Origin of the sequence: Acinetobacter bereziniae, from assembly GCF_016576965.1 — a bacterium.
Taxonomy (GTDB): domain Bacteria; phylum Pseudomonadota; class Gammaproteobacteria; order Pseudomonadales; family Moraxellaceae; genus Acinetobacter; species Acinetobacter bereziniae.
This window is the reverse complement of sequence record NZ_CP066119.1, coordinates 1,500,577-1,522,104: the sequence shown is the minus strand read 5'-3', so window position 1 is coordinate 1,522,104 and position 21,528 is coordinate 1,500,577. Positions and strand designations below refer to the sequence as shown.

Annotated in this window: 25 protein-coding genes and 1 pseudogene; 1 reads left to right on the top strand and 25 read right to left on the bottom strand. The window is 38.6% G+C overall.

The genetic code is table 11. The features are described from left to right. Genes I9192_RS07145 through I9192_RS07125 form a run of 5 tightly spaced genes read right to left on the bottom strand, consistent with a single transcriptional unit; the run spans nucleotide 1 to nucleotide 7,521 of the window. Nucleotides 1-429, bottom strand: a complete 429-nt coding sequence (locus tag I9192_RS07145; protein WP_005030174.1) for an NlpC/P60 family protein — start codon at nucleotides 427-429, stop codon at nucleotides 1-3. Further along, nucleotides 419-2,764 (bottom strand): alpha-amylase family protein, encoded by a 2,346-nt coding sequence (locus I9192_RS07140; RefSeq protein ID WP_005030176.1) that lies wholly within the window; start codon nucleotides 2,762-2,764, stop codon nucleotides 419-421. Before I9192_RS07140 ends, I9192_RS07145 begins: the two co-directional genes overlap by 11 nt. Before the next feature lie 51 nt (nucleotides 2,765-2,815). After that, nucleotides 2,816-3,673: a DUF2163 domain-containing protein gene (locus tag I9192_RS07135; protein WP_005030180.1), complete on the bottom strand. Its 858-nt coding sequence runs from the start codon at nucleotides 3,671-3,673 to the stop codon at nucleotides 2,816-2,818. Next, nucleotides 3,670-4,320, bottom strand: coding sequence for a DUF2460 domain-containing protein (locus I9192_RS07130; protein ID WP_005030183.1), 651 nt, complete (start codon nucleotides 4,318-4,320; stop codon nucleotides 3,670-3,672). The genes I9192_RS07135 and I9192_RS07130 overlap by 4 nt, the downstream gene beginning before the upstream one ends. 9 nt (nucleotides 4,321-4,329) lie before the next feature. Further along, on the bottom strand, nucleotides 4,330-7,521 hold the full coding sequence (locus I9192_RS07125) for a hypothetical protein (protein WP_228289334.1): 3,192 nt from the start codon (nucleotides 7,519-7,521) through the stop codon (nucleotides 4,330-4,332). Between the two features lie 59 nt (nucleotides 7,522-7,580). Between I9192_RS07125 and I9192_RS07120 the strand changes: the two genes are divergently transcribed. Next, nucleotides 7,581-8,713 (top strand): IS3 family transposase gene (locus I9192_RS07120; RefSeq protein ID WP_223672967.1). Its coding sequence is split into 2 segments (ribosomal slippage): nucleotides 7,581-7,833 and nucleotides 7,833-8,713, totalling 1,134 coding nucleotides; the frame shifts between segments, so codons are not numbered across the junction. 39 nt (nucleotides 8,714-8,752) lie between these two features. Here I9192_RS07120 and I9192_RS07115 read toward each other — a convergent pair. From I9192_RS07115 to I9192_RS07020, 20 genes and pseudogenes are all read right to left on the bottom strand, one after another. After that, nucleotides 8,753-9,133 carry a hypothetical protein gene (locus I9192_RS07115; RefSeq protein WP_227567288.1) on the bottom strand — a complete coding sequence of 127 codons (381 nt, stop codon included), beginning with the start codon at nucleotides 9,131-9,133 and terminating at the stop codon, nucleotides 8,753-8,755. A gap of 98 nt (nucleotides 9,134-9,231) precedes the next feature. Continuing rightward, nucleotides 9,232-9,969 (bottom strand): phosphoribosyltransferase, encoded by a 738-nt coding sequence (locus tag I9192_RS07110; RefSeq protein ID WP_005030185.1) that lies wholly within the window; start codon nucleotides 9,967-9,969, stop codon nucleotides 9,232-9,234. Nucleotides 9,970-10,090: 121 nt separating this feature from the next. Further along, a complete protein-coding gene (locus I9192_RS07105) occupies nucleotides 10,091-10,315 on the bottom strand; it encodes a hypothetical protein (protein ID WP_005030186.1) in 225 nt (74 codons plus the stop codon). A 26-nt stretch (nucleotides 10,316-10,341) separates the two neighbouring features. Further along, nucleotides 10,342-10,653 carry a hypothetical protein gene (locus tag I9192_RS07100; protein ID WP_005030188.1) on the bottom strand — a complete coding sequence of 104 codons (312 nt, stop codon included), beginning with the start codon at nucleotides 10,651-10,653 and terminating at the stop codon, nucleotides 10,342-10,344. A 6-nt stretch (nucleotides 10,654-10,659) separates the two neighbouring features. Further along, nucleotides 10,660-11,427, bottom strand: a complete 768-nt coding sequence (locus I9192_RS07095; protein ID WP_005030190.1) for a hypothetical protein — start codon at nucleotides 11,425-11,427, stop codon at nucleotides 10,660-10,662. Between the two features lie 63 nt (nucleotides 11,428-11,490). After that, entirely contained in the window at nucleotides 11,491-11,931 is a 441-nt protein-coding gene (locus I9192_RS07090; protein WP_005030191.1) for a hypothetical protein, read from the bottom strand. Next, entirely contained in the window at nucleotides 11,924-12,400 is a 477-nt protein-coding gene (locus I9192_RS07085) for a hypothetical protein (RefSeq protein ID WP_005030192.1), read from the bottom strand. The genes I9192_RS07090 and I9192_RS07085 overlap by 8 nt, the downstream gene beginning before the upstream one ends. Nucleotides 12,401-12,407: 7 nt before the next feature. Next, nucleotides 12,408-12,593, bottom strand: coding sequence for a hypothetical protein (locus I9192_RS07080; RefSeq protein ID WP_005030193.1), 186 nt, complete (start codon nucleotides 12,591-12,593; stop codon nucleotides 12,408-12,410). 9 nt (nucleotides 12,594-12,602) lie between these two features. Further along, nucleotides 12,603-12,986 (bottom strand): DUF4054 domain-containing protein, encoded by a 384-nt coding sequence (locus tag I9192_RS07075; protein ID WP_005030195.1) that lies wholly within the window; start codon nucleotides 12,984-12,986, stop codon nucleotides 12,603-12,605. 9 nt (nucleotides 12,987-12,995) lie between these two features. Beyond that, the gene (locus I9192_RS07070; protein ID WP_005030196.1) at nucleotides 12,996-13,382 is read right to left on the bottom strand and encodes a hypothetical protein; all 387 of its coding nucleotides are present in this window, start codon (nucleotides 13,380-13,382) and stop codon (nucleotides 12,996-12,998) included. 13 nt (nucleotides 13,383-13,395) lie between these two features. After that, the gene (locus I9192_RS07065; protein ID WP_004682565.1) at nucleotides 13,396-14,370 is read right to left on the bottom strand and encodes a DUF2184 domain-containing protein; all 975 of its coding nucleotides are present in this window, start codon (nucleotides 14,368-14,370) and stop codon (nucleotides 13,396-13,398) included. Nucleotides 14,371-14,376: 6 nt separating this feature from the next. Beyond that, nucleotides 14,377-14,847 (bottom strand): structural cement protein Gp24, encoded by a 471-nt coding sequence (locus tag I9192_RS07060; RefSeq protein ID WP_004682567.1) that lies wholly within the window; start codon nucleotides 14,845-14,847, stop codon nucleotides 14,377-14,379. Between the two features lie 12 nt (nucleotides 14,848-14,859). Next, entirely contained in the window at nucleotides 14,860-16,053 is a 1,194-nt protein-coding gene (locus tag I9192_RS07055; protein WP_005030197.1) for a DUF2213 domain-containing protein, read from the bottom strand. Between the two features lie 55 nt (nucleotides 16,054-16,108). Further along, on the bottom strand, nucleotides 16,109-16,537 hold the full coding sequence (locus I9192_RS07050; protein ID WP_005030199.1) for a hypothetical protein: 429 nt from the start codon (nucleotides 16,535-16,537) through the stop codon (nucleotides 16,109-16,111). Nucleotides 16,538-16,600: 63 nt separating this feature from the next. Continuing rightward, entirely contained in the window at nucleotides 16,601-17,089 is a 489-nt protein-coding gene (locus I9192_RS07045; RefSeq protein ID WP_005030201.1) for a hypothetical protein, read from the bottom strand. 62 nt (nucleotides 17,090-17,151) lie between these two features. Then, a complete protein-coding gene (locus tag I9192_RS07040) occupies nucleotides 17,152-17,958 on the bottom strand; it encodes a phage head morphogenesis protein (protein WP_005030203.1) in 807 nt (268 codons plus the stop codon). Then, on the bottom strand, nucleotides 17,903-19,243 hold the full coding sequence (locus I9192_RS07035; RefSeq protein ID WP_005030205.1) for a DUF1073 domain-containing protein: 1,341 nt from the start codon (nucleotides 19,241-19,243) through the stop codon (nucleotides 17,903-17,905). Before I9192_RS07035 ends, I9192_RS07040 begins: the two co-directional genes overlap by 56 nt. An 8-nt stretch (nucleotides 19,244-19,251) precedes the next feature. Then, entirely contained in the window at nucleotides 19,252-20,778 is a 1,527-nt protein-coding gene (terL, locus tag I9192_RS07030; protein WP_005030208.1) for a phage terminase large subunit, read from the bottom strand. Further along, nucleotides 20,756-21,232 carry a DUF2280 domain-containing protein gene (locus tag I9192_RS07025; protein ID WP_005030210.1) on the bottom strand — a complete coding sequence of 159 codons (477 nt, stop codon included), beginning with the start codon at nucleotides 21,230-21,232 and terminating at the stop codon, nucleotides 20,756-20,758. The genes terL and I9192_RS07025 overlap by 23 nt, the downstream gene beginning before the upstream one ends. A 23-nt stretch (nucleotides 21,233-21,255) precedes the next feature. Beyond that, nucleotides 21,256-21,495, bottom strand: a pseudogene (locus I9192_RS07020) (hypothetical protein); the annotation flags it as partial. Between the last annotated feature and the right edge of the window lie 33 nt (nucleotides 21,496-21,528).

Sequence of the window (21,528 nt, the reverse complement as noted above, 5' to 3'; positions counted from 1 at the left end):
TTATTCTTTTAGCCTCTTCATACGATAAAAGCCCGCAACACGGCGGGCTAAACTTCCTTTTGTACCATCTTGAATGACAACGCCAATACCAAGATAAGAGTGGATTATTGTTGGCCATTCAACAACAATGGCACCATGACTTACGCATTTACCAATTTTATAAAGAACTATGTCACCTGGTTGTGGTTCATCAACTTCAAAACACACACTTTTGATATGTTCTAAATACCGCTCTCCCATCTGGTGCATATGCCAATCAGGTGGGTAAGGTCGTGGATCTAAGTGGTCCATCAGTCCTACTTTTTCATACACTTCACAGATCAGCGTTCCACAGTCTACACCAACACCTTTTACACGACCCTGATGATGGTATGGGGTACCAAGCCAAGTCATCGCTTCGTCAATAGCCGCTATATTTTTAGATAACATTAGCTAACCATCCTGCAACAACTTCAGCATATTGGTCACGACCAACTTGATCGTAATGCACCCAATCATTAATCGTCCCAACTTGAACATCACTATCTACTGATAATGCTTGGTTATTTACTATTGGATACCCCATATCCCTGTTCATATGCATATAAACCGGAATAACTTCTAGATTTGAATGTGATGATTTAAGTTCATCGACTTTTTTTAAACACAATTCAATCCAAGTTGCAGTATCAGCACAAAACGTATTAAATCCGTTTTCAGTTGCTGACCATGCGGGACAAGGTACTATTCCAATGGGAACATTAGGCAAAACCTTATGAATTTGCTTTACCATAATTTCCAAACCAAGCTGCATAAAGCGCATTACTTCATCACGAGAATAAGCACTGCGATCAAGATTTATGTCATTAGTAGAAAGCGCAATTGTAATAAAATCAGGCGTTGCAACGTTATGCTGAGTCTTATACCAGTCAAAATCGAAAATGTAGAAATTTCCAGTTTTATCGGTATCTTCAGCATATGACAGTTCTTTTTGAGCACCAGTAAAGCGGAAACACCATGTCGGATGATCTGTTTTATCTTGAGTTGTCGCTAATTTTAAAAACGGATTTTCAAATTTAGCTGTACGAGTTTTTCCACCCTCACTTCGAGTATGAATGATGCCGCCTGATTCATTGTCTTTCCCAATAAATTCTCGATAATTCCACCATCCGCGCCCCTCGCTAGGCACTTCATTCGGGCTTTCAGTAGACCAAAAAGTCCCGACTGGTGTGACAGTGGCTCCCAAGCTTTCAAGCTTATTTTTAAGTGTCGATGGTGTCCCTACTTGCGTTAATGAATCGCCAAAACACAACATATTGAAGTTTCGATTTAGCTTAGATTGTGGCGCTTTACTTACTGCAATATTTTTCCAAAAACGCTTATCAGCTACACTTGCATGCGCGTAAACGAATTGAATCGTATTTGATAAATCTTGAGGATTCAGAATAGTTTGCTGTAAAACAGGTACATAACGCTTGATTGTTTCAACGTGATTTGTATCAATCCAAGTGCGAACTTTTTCTAAACCCTTTCTTGGATTTGAAAAGACTGAATCTTTGTAAAGCGGTAATGCTCTGTTTTCAATAAAAAAAAGCTTATTTGGCAATAAAGCTCTTTGATTTAATTCATTAAAATCAGCTGAATCATTACTATCATCAACTATAGATCCGCTTACATTCACGATTGTGATTTTATTTTTAAAGTCACCAAAACCATAGAATTTATAGTTGTAAACGTATCCAAGCAATACTTCTTGATTTCCCAAATTTTGAGGTCTTGTCTGTGACAAATTAAATTTTAAATCACTGATTATTAAAGATAAATATCGAACGTAGGCAGGGTTGAGTACGTCAAAAATTGCATTTTTTGAAGAGTCAATTGAGATAAATCCGCCATTACAGAACAAAAATCCAGAATGTAAAATTTCAAGCTTGGCTGTACTAAAATCAATTTTTAATCTTAGATCATCAGACATAAAAGCAGGTTCGGAAGATAAATGACGACTATCAACTTTCCCAGAAATTTTAAAACTCTGAGTACCTTCTTGCAGAAATGCATTATTTAGCGAAGTTGTAAAAATATAATCTCCAACAACTTTTGCAATTACAATATGAGATGGCGATAAAACATCAGTATCAGTCAACGCTTTAACTTCATTTGTGGTTTTATCATAAACAATTGCTGTTAGATCACCAGAATAGCTAATATCAGCAACCAGCCAACCTCTATATTCTGATGAATATAAAGTAAAAGTACCTGAAATTTTTTTATTTTCTTTATTTATTAAAAGTGCTCCACCTACAATCTCACCATCTGCAGCATATTTTAGGTCAGCAATACTACCTTTATATGTTTCAATCCCATTAGCGATGATAGTTGGTTGCTTTGGACCGTTTGAAAAAGTCATCCATTTCCGTTGCCATAAAACACCGAGTAATAAATATTCCGATGAGTTTTTTTCTAAGCTATTAAAAATTTTAAACTGCTTGGTTTGCTTATTTATACAAATTTTACGCAAACCCAAAGGATATTCTTCGTCTTCTGGCTCTAAAACTAGACTTTGTCCGACTGGAATACCATCAATATAAACAGAACCGTTTGCTACAAGCCCCCCACCACCATTTAGTCTATTATTTATAAAATCAATTACAATATTTGTATCAATAACTAAATTTTGATTTGCAACTTCTAGATCGAGTGTCTCTATTAGTTGAGCATATGCTTGTTTGAATTGACTCTCAGTCACAGTGGTGCCGATGAATTTTTCAATTTCTGGAATTGACATGAGCTTAGCCTCATTAAAAAACCCAGCAAAGCTGGGTCATGTATATAACTATTAAACTGAAGTTTCAGGTACTGGTATGAAAGGAGAACCGCGAAACATGGCTTTGTTGTTAAATCTGTTCACACAGGTTTCAAGTCGTTTATCGCACCCTGGATAAACTTTGATGCGCTCTCCTGTTTCTGGTACAGAGAGCAAAGGCAATGTAAGCAGTAAAGTGCCAGTCTCATGTAATCGAATTGTTCTCTTTAGACCAGCATTTTCACCGTCTAGAAACTCCACCACACCTTGTGTGAACCAACCTTGTGGCTGAGTGACATTACACAATATTCTTGATTGAGTACTGTTTGCATCTATTACAGTACTTACAGCATGTGCACTTCTATTTAAGCCACAAGCACTATCGAACAGCGTATTGGAACAACTTGGTTGATATAAATTACGTGGCATTTGCACACTTAAATCATCTAGATCAGAGGCAACATTAAAATGAATTACATTGCGATCAAATTCAGGCTCAATAATCCGCCCTTCAAACAATAATAATGCCTCTGCACTCGTATCGGTTGGTGTATTGATATCCATAAAAATACGCTCTAATTTAAATCGTGCACCATCCATTTGACCATTGTGAAACGCTTGGGCAACCGGGATTAAATTAAACTTATTTTCATCTGTAGATTCGATTGATACGGATAAGTTATCAACTTCAACACCCAACGATAGATTAAACCCCTCACGGCTAATGATAGGACCATCTGCAAAATAGGTATTGCCAACTACATTTAGATCATAATCGTAATTTGTGAAACGATGTATTTGATTTTGGACAGTTGTAATTGTGTATAGATCAGCCATAAGAAACTGATCTGCATCCAATAAAGCGATTAACTTATCTGAAGCTGCTCTCATATTTTCTTTCCTAATGATCCAACCATCTCAACCTTGGATGCTTTCCAAAGTTTTGACAAGAAATTTGTATATTGCTGTTCATCATCTTTGAAACGACAACGATAAAAATAAGTGCCTGATACAGAAATTTTTTGTCCCTCGTCCAAAGGCTCTGAAAGCACAAATTTTCCGTCTTTTGTAATTCCGACTGTATCAGCACTCCACATGGGCTTTTGATCAGCTGAAGCCCACATTGTTTTTGATTCAACCTGATTCCACATATCAGGATTCGATGGCTGCGTAGATTCGAGAGTATTTCCTACAGCAACTTGGCTAGAACCCTGAGTTTTATATAGTTGAAAAGTCGTCGAAGCACCATCACCTACAAACGTGCAATTAAATTCATTATCATCAGGTGCTTTATATAGAAATGAATCAAAAGCACCACGGCGAGCCTCGAAAAAGCTTTGTAAAATCTGCAATTCTTTACGACCTTTGTTTTCACGCAGAAAAGCATAAGACATTGTAAATTCATACTTTGGCACAGCTTGATAACTTGCTCGAAGCTCACGACCATTGACAGAGGTCATAATTTTGGTATTAAAAATGGGAGTCTTTGTAAGCTCCCATTCTAGTCCTGGTAATTCAGGAAATAATTCATCTGACATGTAAACTCCTTATTTGCCAAAATTACGGTTATACCCTTTCAATCCACCAGCCAATTCACGACCATGTTTGCGCATAAACCGCTTAATGTCTTTAGAATCCCATGCTTGAATATTGACCTGTGGCATCGCACCCATATCACCTGCATAAGCGGGCTGCTGAGCCATAGAGCCATCACCCATGACAGATTTACCCAATGCACGTATGGTATTGGCATGTTGTTTAGGTAAAACCATCTCTTCCTCATGTAGTTGGGTCATAGGATTTACACCTGAAGGAATATCGTAACCTCCTCGAGCAGATGCAACCTTGCCAACAATCGCCGACACTCCAGCGAATGCGGCAATACCTGCTGCAACACCCAATGCAGGTCCAACAATTGGAATTGCTGAAAGTGCCGCCCAAGCTGCTGCCATAGCTTCCCATGCCGACATCATGATGGATTTGATAACTTCCATGAGTTTTAAGCCTAATCGAGCAAATACACCTGTAGAAGTTGCTGCGGTTTTCATACCCTCACCAGCAACTACAGCTGTAGTTTGAGCTGCTTGACCAGACACTTCTGCCGCAGTTTCAGCCTTTATAAATCCGAACTTCAAAGCTAACCGTCGCGCTAAACCGATTCCATACTCTTTTAAAGGTGCTGTAACGGTCTTTTGAATAAACTCCATTGCAAGCTCTGAAAATACAGCATTCATAGCATTACGCCATGTTAAAGTGCCATTCATCATGGCTTGCATGCCCTGATCCCAGAGGTTTGACATTCTTGAAGTCAAGCCACCAAACTTCTTCTCAAAGTCTTTCATTTGAGCATCACTTATTAGATTTGGTGCTCCAATGTCATTAACTGCTTTTTGATTGTCTAATTCAGCTATATTATTGCTGATTGTTGCTTGCCCTGCTCCCTTGCCTGATATTGACGATTGTTGGTTCTCTAGATCCAATCGAGCCAGCAACCCATCACGCTTAATCTGGTAAAGCTGATCTTCTAATTGTTTTTCAAGTTGAACTTTTTCAACATTAGAAATACGACCTGCATCTAAAGCAGCTTGAATACGAGCCTTTTCTTGCTCATAAATCCGCTGCGCCTGATCTTGTTTGGATTGAATTTCTTGTTCATAAATAGCTTTGATTTTTTCAAAGGCTTCTAAATTCAAAGCAACGATTTTATCTTGCGATTCTTTCTCGGCTTTTTCTTTGAAGGTTTTTTTATCTGCACTATTTAGCGTTGATTTTTCGATTCGATCCAGTTCTTTGGTTAATTCAAGCTGAACCTTTTCCTGCTCTGAAGCATATTTGTATTTCAGATCAAGACGCTCTTTTTCAGCCTTTTCCGCATTTCTTGTCTGCTCTTCAAGGTAACGTTCATACTGGGAATCTGAACTGGATTTCTTACTTCCTTTAACCTTGTCATTTTTAACCAAAGCTAGATACTTATCAGCATCAGCTTGAGAATTAAAACTGACATGAATATGTCCACCTGTTGCGCGTTTAGATGGATTCTTATACTCATCAAGAACTTGGGCGTTGACTCCATTCTTACCAAGCATAGACCGCAAATCAGACGTGACTTGACCACTTTTACTTGAATCCTGTAAGCCAAAATCAAGTGCTAGACCTTGATTATGTTTACTTGATGTACCCTTGTGATACATATCATTAAAGGCGGTAAATTTAGTAATTTGAAACTTATCCTGAATTGCTCCTGCTAAATCCAAAACCCCTTGGTGTGCTTTACCTCCAGCATAAGCTTCAGGGCTTTTAATACGAAGATCAGAATAAGTGGTAGGTTCATATTTAGATTTCTTTCCACCTGCAGATTTTTTATCGTCTTTAGTACCGGTTCCAACGCCACGGTTAGGGTCAAACGTTTTAAGCTGATTTACACTTGCCTGTTGTTTTGGGTCTTTTGGGTCGGGTAAAAATAGGTTTTTAAGTCGCTGTCCACCATTCATTGAGCTATTAACAATCGTTGAACCAGCTTGTGAAATTGCATCAGCAGATTTTAATGCACCAGTACTCCAGTCTTGTTTAAACTGATTTGCACGTTGTCCCATTTTATTGGTGTAGCGTTCGGTAATACCATCGAGTTCACTCAGACCTTGTTCAAGCGCAGCTTTAGCACCTGAGAAGTTAAAACTTAAAACGTTAGAAACTATATTTCCAAAAGTTTTAAACTTTGTACTTAAAATATCCAACCCGAACTGGATGGTATCCCTAAAGCCACCAAATACATTAAGTACCGCTGATATAGTAATGGAAATTGCTTGGCAGACAGTAACAATCACAGCGCGAATTGCAGCAAAGGCAATCTGAATACCAACCTTCAAACCTACAGCAACTGCTGCAAATCCCTTCAAAGCACCTGAAACCATATCCATGAATGTAACCTGTTGAACAGATCCATCACCAATGTCTTGGGTTAAATCACTCCAAATACCACCAATAGTGGAAAAAATATCTGAGCAAATTTCAAATAAACTCTCAAATATTGTGATTATTGCAGTGATTGAGTTATCTATCCCTTGCTTTGATTTGGCAGCAAAGCTTAGAAAATCGTTTGCAAGCTTTGTTAAGCTCGGTGCTGCCTTTGCTGCAATACGATTCATTACTCCGTCAAATGTTGACTGAATTAATCCTAATGCAGAATTAAACTCTTTAGTTTTAGCTATGGATTCTTGATCCATAATGACACCAAGATTTTGAGCTTGTGTAGACAACTCCTTTAATTTTTTTGCATTATCTTCTAGCAATGGTGATAACAGTGTTGAATCATTTGCTAGGGCTTCCATCCGATATGTAACTTCAGCTTGAGATAATCCAGCTTTTTGCAATGCATCGTAGTACTTACCTAAAATTTGTGGTCCAGATAAGCCTTGAAACTCTTTTGCAGTCATCCCCACTTTTGGCGCTATTTTTTCAAAGAATTCCGCCATCTCTCCACCACCAGTCATCATGAACTCACCGAACTTATCGTTCACGTCTTTCATGATGTCAGATAGCTTATCTTGTTGAACCATTACACTTTTTGAAGCAAACGCCCACTCTTGAAACTCTATGGTAGTGGAGTTGGCAAGGCGTGCTTGGTTTTCTAATTCTTTTGATGCTTGTCCAACTTTTGATGTTAATGATACTAATCCTGCAACAGCAGCTCCTACCGCAGCTGTTATACCCAGAGGTGGATCAGGAAATTTGAACAACACTTATAAGTGATATTTTGCTCCCCAAATGATGTTATAAACATCAATATATGGAGTATTTTATGACACGTAGACCAAGAAGAAATCATTCAAATGACTTTAAAGCTAAGGTAGCACTTGCTGCGATTAAAGCAGAAAAAACACTTGCTGAATTGAGTGCTGAATTTGATGTTCATCAAAACCAAATTATTGACTGGAAAAATCAACTGATTTCAGCTTCCTCGCAAGCTTTCGATCAATCAAAAGCTCCAACAGAACCACCCATCGATCTAAAAAAACTACATGCAAAAATCGGTGAGCAGGCATTAGAAATTGATTTTTTAGAAGGTGTGTTGAAGAAACTGGGTCGCTTCAACCACAAAAGTTAATCGATGACTCACTTCAGATTTCAGTATCTAAGCAAGCTAAGCTGCTGAAAGTCTCCCGTGGTTGTTATTACTATCGCCCAAAACCTGTGAGTGAATCAGATCTGAAGCTGATGCGCTGTATGGATGAGTTACATATGCAATACCCTTTTGCAGGTAGCCGTATGATGCGTGATTTATTGAATCGTCAAGGACATCATATAGGACGACGTCATACACGTACTTTAATGAAGAAAATGGGCATTAATGCGTTATATCGTAAACCAAATCTAAGTCAGGCCAATCAAGCTCACCGTAAATATCCATATCTGCTCAAAGGATTGGCTATTCAGCGCAGTAATCAAGTGTGGTCTACGGATATAACGTATATCCCTATGGCAAAAGGCTTTGTTTATTTATGTGCTGTGATTGATTGGCATAGCCGCAAGGTACTTGCGCATAGAGTATCGATTAGTATGGAGGTTACATTTTGCATAGAAACATTAAATGAAGCTATTGAAAAATATGGCCGACCTGAAGTCTTTAATACAGACCAAGGCAGTCAGTTTACCAGTGATGCATTTATTGATGTATTGAAATCAAATGGCATTCAAATCAGTATGGATGGTAAAGGTCGATGGGTTGATAATGTGATGGTTGAACGATTATGGCGGAGCGTTAAATATGAAGAGGTGTATCTCAAAGCCTACAGCAATGTTTTGGATGCGAAGAAGCAATTAAACGCATATTTTGAATTTTATAATTTGAAACGACCTCATTCGAGTCTGGACAAAATGACTCCAGATGAGTTTTACTATGACCAGCTACCACAACAAAATAAGGTAGCTTAACTAGAGCAGAGTATCACTTATAAATAAGCTTTTAGTTGTTCAAACAAGTGGGACCACCTCTCCCAATCCCACAGTAGCGAAACTTTTTGTTAAATTACCACTTATCGCACGTCCAGCATCTTCAAATTTAGATTGAACATGATTTGAAGCATCTGCAAGTTTTGATTTAACACTTGAAAAATCAGGATTAATTGTTAAGCCATCCCCAGCTTGCTTCATTTTTTTAACAGATTTTTCAACTGTTTCTTCAGCATCTTTCATCACTCGCTTTACACCTGTTGTGTCAGGTGTGAAAACAACTTTTTTCCCAGTTTCCTCAATATTCTTTGCAGATTTATCTACAATCTTTTCTGACTCTTTCATGCCTTCAGATAATTTATCCGTAGAGGCTGTGATTTTTACTTCAACTTCGTTAGCCATTACTTTTCCTTAGGCATAAAAAAACCACTCTTTCGAGTGGTTTAAAATTAATTTTAAATTATTTAGTTTGTGGGGTTACATCATTTGCTACCAAGGCTCTAGCTTCCTTCATTGCTGCTTTGAAATCCTGCCTCAATGAGGCGACTTCTGATTTCGTCAATGCTGTTGGGTTTTTTGAAGTGCCCAAGCTCGCCTTGCGTGAGGTATTCGATCGGGAATCCAAATTCATTTTGCCACCACTCAGGAAGTTCAGGATGCTTATTTCTAACATGATTCAAAGTTTTTTCTAAAGGTACAAGATCAATATCTTGATAACCTGTTAGAGTAGCTCCTAGTATAACCTTTCCACCATTAGATTCAATATGCCCCTTTAATGCAGCCAATGTTCCGCCCATCGAAACGGTATCATCCAATATTACATAGTTCCTACCAGCCTCTACATAACCATCAAACATTGGTTGGCGGACTATCCTCTCATACGCACTAGCGTTAGTATGATTTGCCTTGACTGTTTGAACAATATCATCTGCAACTTCAAAACCTAAATGACCACTTAATATTTCAGCAAAAACAGCAGGGATTCTATTTTTTCCTAAATGTTCTTGCGCCAATACAGGTGCTAATATAGGTTTTCTATTAAATAGATCAATACCAAATTCAAATATATCCTCATCTTTTAAAACATAATTGATTAAAAGATCATATGCGGAAACTACATTTCCACCTTTTGCCTCAAGATATAGTTTTTCAGATGCCTTGCGCAATGTTCCTGATGGATAAAACACTTTTACTTTTGGAAAATCATTCCAAGGAGTTCTTATAAATTTATTGAACATAAGTGAATGCTAATAATTTCCAAATCAATATTTTACAGTATTTAAATAAAAAAATGTTTTGATTCAACTCACTGATAAATTAAAACTACTACATTAAATATTTAATTTAGGGCGACCGAAATCACCCTTGTTGAAATGCATTTAATACTTCTTCTAAATCATCTTCATCATCATCTTGGGGCTGTGAATTATCTTCAATCCCCATAAATGCCTCTAAAATTCGACAAAGGCGCTGAACGCCGACATCAGCGGGAGGAAACTTTGTGTGATACTCATTCAATGCTTTGATTCTAGGCAAATCCATATGATTACGGATGTAATCGTATTCCTTGCCCGTAGTCATCATTAAATGAGTATAAAGCTCCTCCCAGTCTATTCCCCCGATCCACCTTCTTGGGCTTCTTTATTTTTTAGTCCTGATACTGCCATAACAGCACCCATCACCTCTTCCAGCTGATCCATGTAAATCAAGTCCGCAACATCATCACGACTGATTTCAGGATAATTACGCTTCAAAGATTTATGTGCAACATCGATCACTGTACCCACATCATTTGGCTGAAAGCCTTGTAGTGCTGGTAAAAGCTTTTCAACTGCACCAAGTGACAACGGCGCAAAAACAAAAGGATGACCATCAATTTGAATCATGGTACCGCGTGGATTTTCAATTTCTTTAAATTGCATTGATGATTACTCCGAAGTGTTCCAAGAAAATACGCGATTAAGATTATCTGCCATCGGTTGAAATTCGAATTCTGGAAGATCGTAATCATCCTGTTTAGAGCTAAATCCAAGTTTGTTACTGGTACAACGGAAAAACTCCATGCCCATGAACTTACCTTTATATTCACGCTGTAGGTTCACTGAAAATTCAGGTGTGTAACCCATATCAAGGTTATTGACTAAGCCTGACTTTGCACCTGCCACTGTTGCGGAATATTTAAAGCTAATAAATACAACTTTACCTACATCAGCAGTGGCAAATGTATATGCGCCAGTCGCTTCATCTACACTGTATTGCCCTGCAACTGGTGCTGTAGTAACACGTGTTAATGGGATGGCTTTGGCATCGGTCACACCAAGGTTTTTAACATAGGTGCCTGCATTTGGTACCACAGGTGTAACTGTACCGCCTGTTGCAATTTTTTCACCGTTGATGGTTTGAGTGACCACTTCCAGTCCACCATCTGCAATCACACCACCAAAGAAGATTGAATTGAGTAATGCGCCACTGATACGTCCAATAGTCGCTTTACACTTAATTGAACCTTTTCCACGCGCTGCATCTACAGCAAACTGTCCACGTCCGAATAATTCTTTCATATCGTATGAAATATCAACGGAAGTGTTTTGCATTACTCCAACTTCAACAGGTGTGGGATTGTTTATAGGTTGTCCATAAACATCTAAAATAGGTGTAGCAAAAATTTTGCCCGCACCAAATAAATATTGAGCCATTTATTTTGACCTCTTTAAAATGACAAAACCGCCATTTAGGCGGTCATAATTTAGGTTAATTGTTTAATTGGTTGTTAATATTTGGACAGGAATAATCGCAATCCCTTGTCCATCCAGCATTCCGTCTACACCCTCATAAACCTCAATTGTTCCATCAATCCAACAATGCTCAACCAAGCCATTTAAGGTTTGATATTCACATATCTCTGGAAAATCAGGCTTAATGGCTTCACGAACAGCATCAACAAAGATATTTATTTGTGTTGAAATTGCTTTAACTGGATCAGCTTCGTACACATATAAATACAAGTCAGCACTTAAAATAATCTTAGCGTTCAATCCCTTTACAGGATTTTCAGCTTGATTCCCTTGTGTAACAAACAATGCTGGACGTTGGTCATTATTTACATGGTTGAAATGTTTTAAACGCCGACTAACTGAAACCATTCCTTGAACATTTGAAAGCCGATCAAATAAGGCTTGGTAAATAATTTCACTATCCATTCAAACCTCGCTCAATCGCCTTGTCGATATCTTTGGGCACAATTTTGGCAATTTCATCCAGTGAATCACGCATGAACCGCTTCTCTTTAACATTTACATTGCGACTATGTGCTTTGACAAGAACATCACGTGGGGTGATAGGTCTACCAAAGGCTTGCTTGATATGTCGCATGTGTTCTTTTATACCAATAGATCCAGATAAGCCAAACTCATGGATAAATGCGTATTTAACATGCGCGCCACCCGCTGAGACAATCCCTTCAATCACACCACCAGATTCTTCAACTTTTGAGGCAAGTGAACCACGTAACCGACCAGATTGAACATTCAACCTCTGACCGCTTAGCATGTCTTCTTGCACCATCCTTTGAAGTTTTAAAGTTAATGCTGTGATTGTTCGACGTATTTCAACCTTGACGCGATTATTTTCTTCATTGAGTTGAATGTGAACATCTACAGAATCAACCATAAGTCACCTATTTAGCAGTAACCGCTACAGCTTTTTTAGGTTCTTCAACATAACGAGAGAATTGCAAAGGCTGTAAAGCAAAATAGATATCTTCATTAGATGAAACAATACCGTTTTTCACTTCATAATTTACACCTGAAATCGTAAGAGATTCAGCTTTCCATGTCTCAGGTGCTTGATATTTAAATGACATACCTTTCTCCTAAATAACAAAAGCACCAACACTCAAACTATTAGGATTGGTGCCTTTGTCATCAATCGGGATTGAATTTTTTAATGCCAAATAGCGTTGGCCATAAATGCTTTGGTCATAGAATGTTTCTTTAGATGATCGAGCATAACTCACACTCTGACCAGCGATAGACATACTCGAAGCATTTGAAATAGCTGTGCCATTTGGGTTGGTTTTTTGAACTTTCAGAATATGTGCTGCATATAAACCTACAGCACGCTCTTTCAGCTTCCCGAATTCAATAACAGACACAACAAGTTCAGCTTCTTCTAAAACTTCTGTTATCTCAGTGTCACTTGAATTATAAAGTTGGGAATCTGATTTAAATTTTTCCCGAAACGTCTGCGGATCCATAGCCCACCTTTATTCTTTGGCTTGGGTTAATTTAGCCTGAAGTTGCTCAAGCGTTTCGTCATCAGCGAAAGTTATACCAAGTTCGGTTAATTCAGCCTGAACTGTGGCTAATTCTGCTTCACCAGCCGCTTTCGCTGCATCGGATGCCGCACCTTCAGTCTTTCCTTTGCCAGATGTTTTACCTGCACCTTTGCCAGTTGCTTTTACCACAGCATCTTCAGCAATTTCGGTAACAGTTAAATCACCTGAATCGATCAGATGTTTAGCAAACTTATTTTTAGATAATGCTTTATGTACATCTTCATCAACAGAAGTCGGCACACCAGTAGGTAAAACAGCAAGCCCAGAAAAAACAAAAGCGGCTTGTAAGCCGCTATATAAATATGAATATTTCATAGTGATTTAAACCTTATGCATGATCCAAATAGCGAAGCGAATCAACACGCTTCAACCAAACACCCTGATATTTATAATGACCAGGTACTTTGATATCCAAACCTGCAGGTTGAGCAGCCAAGAAAGAAACATCATCACATTTCATTTGAATACATGATGGATCACGGCGGTAAATCACTGATCGATCTGCGCCAGCGGTACCTTTACCATTTGAACGCCCTAAACCACGAATCGTTAATGTCTTACCTTGTGTGGTAAAAATATTATTTTCTTCGATATATTTAAGAAATGTCTTACCACCTGAATCAGGTACCACACGTGTTGATAAATGCATATATTGGTTTGATGCCATGAGATATGTGTCAGGCTGTACCGATACATCACCATCAAATAGGTTTTCGGAATCAGAAAGGCTGGCATTAAAATCACCAAGAATCTGTTCAATTGTGGCTGTTGCCCAATTATGCTGACCAGTAACAACCGTTACACCTGTCTGATCCAAGAAGCCTTTAACACCAGTTTTGCTATTGCCGTACCATGCAACTTGGCTTAAATGCTTTTCTGCTGCCAAACGTGCTGACTGAACTTTATCGGCTTCTAAGGTCATACCAAGTTTTTGAGCAGCTTCAAGCTCCATAATTGAATATTGATAACCGATCGTACCAACCTTAATTGGCAATGCAACTGTGTCATATTCAACTTCAGCCAATGGGATATCATTGCCAGTACCTGCATAGTCTTTACCGATACCAACGCCCCATTTACGTGAAAGCACCTCACCACCACCAAAGACACCGTTTACAGGCATTACTGGAATATACTTGGCATAGTCCATGACCTGCTCAAGTTGCGGTGTGATTTCGTTTTGTTCTTCAATTTTGACAAAAAGCTGTGCCAATGCATCAAAGTTAAATGCATCACCAATAGCAGCTTGAACAATTTGAGCTACGGGAGTCAATCGTAGCTTCATCTGAGCGAGTTTACTCATAATTTGTTATGCCCCACGTAAACGTACAACAGCCAAACCTTGTGCATTGGAAATCGTCTCCCATGATGCATTAGGCAATTGAGTACCATCTGTAGCAGATGGTGATAAGGAACCTAACGGCGCATCAGTTGTACCGTTGGCGGTTTTGACATAAACATTTGCTGTAATGTCTGTTACAGGTGTTGTGGCTTTTACCCAAAGTGATCCAATTGTCATGGTTGGTACCATGTCAGTGGCTTGGTATGCTTCCTTACCAGCTGAATTCTTCCCAGACTTACCAACACCATGGCGAATAATTACCCCATATTTTTTATTGGTTGCATCTGTCACATTGGAAACTGATTTACCATCAGTATTAATAATGACCACATCACCATCATTGGCCACACCAGCACCCGAAAACGGTAAAGACAAAATATCTTCTGGACCATTTAAACGAGCTTTCATACCAGGTGCAGCATCATATTGTTGAACCATGATGTTCCTTCCTTAAATTGTTTTATATGCAGTCGCTTTGCTATAGCCCTGCTCTTGTTTACCCAAGTTTGGATCCTGATCCCCAACTTTTTGTTGTTGCTGGAAATTAAGAGCATCACCCACTGGATTTGATGGGTTAGTACCTTTTACGGCTGATAAGGCACGGAATACCATATCAACCTGTTCAGGCTTTGCATCACCTACAGTTACACCACCTAGAACCGCTGTCACAAGGCTGTCACCTGTTTTTGATGCAATCACATCACGTTTGATCTGTTCGCATGTACAACCATCAGTTTTGACCGTCGGCAATAATGCTTTAGCATCAGCAATGACCGAAGCACGCTCAGCTGCTGCTTGTTCTAGTTTTTCAGGTGTCATTTGATTTTTTTCCAAATCACCGACTTTCTGTTCAAGTGTTGCTTTGTCTGTATGTAATTGATCAACGACCGCTTGTACTGCAGGTAATTCATCACCGATAGAAAATTGCTTATCGCCCACTTTTAATTTGGCCGCTTTTAAATTTTCCAATTGTTGTTTTTGGATGTTTAAGGCATCCGCTAAAGGCTTGTTATCACCGATATCGAAGCGGATACCATTTACTTCTACTTCCATTATTTTCCCCTTTGGGCTTGGTTTTTGGTCACCGATGCGACAATCACCACCACAGCGACCGTATTTCACCAGTGCCACATGATTGCCAATAAAATTAATAAACTTCGCTTGGTACGGCGTGCCATCAGGTGCAGTACCATTTTCTAAAACAAGAAGTGCTGCGTAACCAAGCGACATTTCAATGCGCTCATTGCTTTGGATCAGATCGATACTAACCTTATCCTTAATAAGCAAATCCCCCACCAAATAATCACCCTCTTGGCGCACGTTCTCACAATAGCCAATGTGATAATCTTTCCAGTTAGAGGCGTTAATCTCATTCTTAGGTGGGTGATAGTCAGTAGCATCCACACCATTAAAACTTGCAACCGATTCAGGCTTAAAAAGTTCATCTGCAGGTGTATAGACGTTAATGTTTTGGTCAGCCGTGAATCCCTCTAATGATGGGAATTCATAGGCGTAGTACTGCCGTACCTGCGGTGCTTTCGCTAAGCGAACATTAACGCATTTCAAATACCCTTCTTTGGTAAATGAGCGTGATGATTCACTTGGCGCAAAGTCACCAATTTTGAGTTGATATAGGATTTTCATAAATTTTTCTCATAAAAAAACCCACCATAATGGTGGGTTCTATTGATATTTAGCTTTATAAAATTTCGGGATTCCATTTTTCAATCCAACCATCTAACTCTTCTTGGAGATGAGGGATAAAAACTACATTCTTTACTGCAACAAGATTATCAATTTTAACCAAATCTTTATCTGTTGATAAATAAGCAACTAAAACATCAGAAATCTTTGCTCGATCTATATGTGCAGATGAAAGTAATTCAATATTCACCTTATCGATTTTGATCACTCTATTTTTTTCTAATAATTCTGCTGAAAACCCTAAAGCCTTAACTGCATCAATCGCTTTGCCTAACCAAGTATCTGAAAAATTATAAAGAGGAACAATTAATACCAGTCTTTGTTCCTTATCGTCCTCTAAGAGTTGAAATGCTTTTTGCAATCCTAACACAGCCATTTCAAAAGCCTGGCGATCTGTCATTCCTATAGCGTATCGTTGCGTCATTGTCATTTTTCCTGATTTGTTACCTATCTCAATAAATACCCACCAATGTGAACATTATTTCGTTTAACTCCATAAAGATTGATCAATTAACCAACTTTTTAGCACTTCAACTTCATTTAATGCATCTTGTTTTGACAGATAGCTACCATCTTCATTTCTGACACGTGAACTTACAAGTAAAGCATCATTTGATGAGTTCTCCATTTTCTCTAAATCATTCTTCAAAACTTGACGTTTTAAATATTTAAACTCAGCTTCTGTTCCGTTAGATGCAATAACTAAAAAATTATCAGGTGTACTAGAGACTTTAAATAAATTAAAGGTCAAAATAAAATTCTCATCCCCTAATTTCACTGGAATTTCAATACTTGCATTTAAGGGTTGCCATGGAGCTTTAAATGTATTGAAGACTTTATCACTAACTAATACGTGTCCATTAAATGAAAGATATTGAGAACCAGCTGTAGTTAAAAAGTTTTGGTTATTAAACAAATAACCATCTTCCTGCCCTCTAAGCCATTCTAAAATTGCTTTTCTAAGTTGTGATTTCATAATTTTATAAATAAAGAATGATAATTATATTTATTGAGGGTAAATTTTTATATTTCAAGTATCTAAACCAAAATATTTTCATAATTTGGCAACGCCACACAACGACAGCGAATTGGTTCACCAGGATGCCCACCGCTTGGCGGTTCATCCCATCGAAAAGTTTTACCATGCTTATGTTGATGATCTGGACGTACTCGATCATCCTTGGCCGTCTGCCATGTATAAGATTCAACACCTAAAGCCAATTGACGTTGCTTATTGATATTAGAATTAATCTTACCCATCTGATCAGACGCAATTAAGCGCGCCCGATACTCCGTAGTTTTACCTAGCTTATGAATTTCTAAAGCAAGCTCTTCATTGGTTTGTCCAGTCTGCAAAGCATTTAAAACCAAAGCTTCCAATTTATCAGCATACTGCTGCGGTATCGATTTAATTAACGATACATTGGCAGCAATACACTGATCTACAGTGGTTTGAATATCACTTGCTTGGTAGAAAGGCGTTAAGTCCACACCAATTGATGATTTAGTATGATTGGCAATTTGACTATCCACTTCTTGCCTTACATCATTTACAACCTTGGTTGCTAATGGCTTGGATGTTTCGGAAACATATCGAACAATTTTATCCCGAATTTTAGAAAACATTTCAGTGAACCAGCTGTCACCAATGTTTTCGCCAATGGTGGGTAAAACAATCTCCTTGGTCTGTTCTTGGCAATAGTGAGCGATCGCTAAAAGTTGTCTTGTGTAATACAACTCAATACGGCGATTTACCTTGATCGGTTTTAATTTCGCCTTTCTACCGCGTTTACTCTTCTTCGCTTGTTGGAGGAATGGCTTTAGGATTTGAATTGTCTTGTTCATTGTCCGTTTCCACCATCGTTTCCAATAACTTAATGTGATCATCATCAATCACAGAATAAACGCCATCAATTTGCAACTGACGTGCGATTTGTGGCTCGGTCAAAATACCCATATCCAAATAACCTTGATCACGTTCTTTGTTATTTTTCTCAACCTCAGAACGGACTTTGGCATCCAATTGCCACAATGGATTAAAAACCACATTCAAACCTGCAAATTGCCGACCAAATGTAGATTGGCAAATCACAGCTAAAAACTTCATTAATGCTGGCTTTACATCCCATATTTGCTTTGTAGCAATTCCGTCATAATAATTACGAGTGTCATGCTCACCAGTAGCATTTAAACCTGCAGGTGACTGCCCAAATAAAATGGTGTAAGGAATATCCGCTGCACCTGAGGTTTGAATCGAAAATTCGCGCATCATTTCAGGCAAGCCACCGAATGTATAAGATTTAGAGTCGTACTCTTCCTCTTTATCCAAAACCAACATGCCGTTTAAGCCTTTAAGCAAACCCACACTTAAAAAACGCTCAGTCACGGCTTTCATATCTTCCTTGATTTTTTCGACAAGGGTTGGTGTACGGATAATATCGATCTTTGCCTCGTGCACTAAGCTTGCTGCACCACGTTTCACACTCGCATGGTCCAATAAGTCGTTATAAACTTCCTGTAAAATGCTTTGTGGTTCTTCATTCACAACATCTGCATGACAAATTTTGATTAACCGGGTGTGATGTATACGCTGTTCGGGTTTCCCATCATCAAAACGTAATTTGTAAAATTCAGGCTGTTTAAGTAATCCACCGCTTTCTTGTGGCGTTAAATACTTAGTTTTATCTGCCGTGACATATTTCTTTTTAATGACAGTAAAAAACTCTAATCGTCCAATTCCAAGCTTTTTAAGCTCAAATGGTTGATCTAAAGTTTTCCCATCTGCTGTACCTAATAAAACGTAAACAACACCATACAGGCGAGATAGAATCAAACTAGACAGTAATATTTTGTTTAGATTGTATTTGTCACAGGCTTCAATCAGTTTTGCCAAGTCATTGCCTTGAATCCCTTCATAAAACCATCCAGCACGAAGCATGTCGCTTGCTGGGCGATTCACAATTCGACGCGCTAACCAATCCTGATATACCGCTTCAAGTTGATCATCTCCAATATCACGGCGCACAAAATGCCCATGTGATGCTTTATCACGTCCTGTGCCGATATTAGACACAAAATTAGTGTAAGCCCCTGCATCGCCGATAGCGTCAGGCTTATTTTTCTTAGCCATAATTTTTCCTAATCAAATACAGTTGGCTTACTTGCAACAGTGTCATTAATCGCATCAATGGTAGGATCCCACTGATCATCATGATCATGTGTCATATCAGCGGTTAATCCTTCTATCTCTTCTACATAGTTCAATAGCCATGGCGCAGATGCTGGCAACATGACCATGCCATCTTCAACATAAAACACTACATCCATTGTGCGTGTGAGTTTATCTATGCTTCGTTGAATGGCTCGGATCGGCAATGTAGTTTGTCGTGAAATGGTTTGAATAAGCGTTGTACCTGAAGCTTTATCTTCAATGGCCATATATCGAAGCTTGCCAATTTCTGTATTGGATTCTTTATACTTATTGATAAATAACTTAGCTTCCTTGATCAGCTCTGGTGCTTCCCACTTACCTCGCTTCACATCAATAATATAAAGTTTACCGTCATGCCCAAGACCACCGCATAAAAATACAGAATAATCATTATGCTCTTTCGTCTTTTGCGCTGTATCAACCCAGATTGCCCGCCATTTAAGAACAGGTAATTTTAGGTAACGTCCAAACCATTCAGCTTTAACCAAATCACCACCCAGTTTTTTAGGTGCTTGCTGATATTGACTGGCAAATGTGTAACGGGAGACAGTGGCTCCGTCTTTATCTTGTCCACCTTGCTCCAACTGCAGTAGAGACTGTAAAGATTCTTTTAATGGCCAATAACTCTGACGACCTTTTTCGTCCCTTTCAAAATCACGCGGGATTTTTCGCTGAATGTTTTCAGGTAGCCGATTTATATAATCATCATCAATCAACGCTGGAATACTGATCTGTTCCCATTCACCAGGAACATTTCCAGTCATCACAAAGTTGGTCGGATCTTCAACATGCAAACGCTGCATGATCAATATGATTGGTGTATCGGAACGCGCTTTACGTGAATTGACCGTATTTAGAATTTTACGGTTTGCTTTGCGTCTTGCAGTTTGGCTAAATGCATCCTCAGGCTTGAGAGGGTCATCAAGAATAATCGCCCCTGTAAATCCCTCATTGGCTAATGTACCAGCACGGCGACCAGTAACCTGACCACCCATTGAAGCTGAATATACATGCCCTGCATCGTAACCATCTACGGTAGTTTTCCAACTTGATTTTGCATCTGTACTAGTGGAAATTTTAACTGGCCATAACCCTTGAAAATCCTCTGACTTTACAATGTTACGTGCTGTTGCTGAAACATCCTCAACCAATGACTGAGAAAATGATAAATATAAAAATCTTGATCGGGCATTTCTAGCAATACCACGGGCAATAAGATTTGTTAAAAGTTCAGTTTTACCACTACCGGGTGGGACATTAATAACTAGGTTCTTAACATTACCAGCTATAACCTCGTCAATCTTGTCAGCAATATATTCATGATGCCAATTGACCGAAAATTTAAACCCCATCCTCGGTAAGAAAAAACGGCGTGTGAAGAACAAATGTTCTCTTTCACAACGCTCCCTTTCCATTTGCATTTCTAGCAAACTAGTATTTACTTTCGAGTTCATCCCACACCTGCTTTATCATTTCAGGTGTTGCCGTTACATATGTGGTATTTTCACTTTGAAGTGGTCCACCGCCCGCACCAGTCAATTCTGTTTTATTGGTGTATTTGCCACCTACATCTTCAGCAGCTTGTTTGAGAATATTTAAAGCAGCTACACGATTCTTAGAATGCTTCTGATATTGATTTTCTAATCGTCGAAGTCGTACAGCCAAATTGGCTATAGGAATACTTTCAGGTTTACCTAAAAACATTTCACGCGTCTTTTCGAAATCTTTCTTCAGTTCTTCACTAAGATTTTCACCTGATCGCTTTGTTGGGTCGTATTTCTCACATTGCTGCTTAGTAACTTTTATTCCGAAATCTTGGTGGACGAGCTCCACAGTTTCTGATGGTGTGTTAAACACAGCAAGTGACCTAACTATATAGAGCTTAACCTCTTTTTTTAGAGCTGCCATAAATCATCATCCGTCCACTAACGTCCACCTAAAATTTCAACTAAAATTCTTTGCTCAATAAGATGAAAATCGAAACACCAATGTTTTGTTGATTCAAATTGGAATAGTTTCTCATATTTAATTTTGAATACATTCAGCGGTTGCTCAAAGTCTTCAAGTGCTTCTATGTATGCTTTTTTTGCCTTAAGTAAAGGTCTTGATCTTGGTTTTGTTTTAATTTCCGATTTCTTAGTGAGCTTTTTGTATTGAGATGGATCATAAATGTCACCCAATAAAAAACCTCCCGAAGGAGGTTG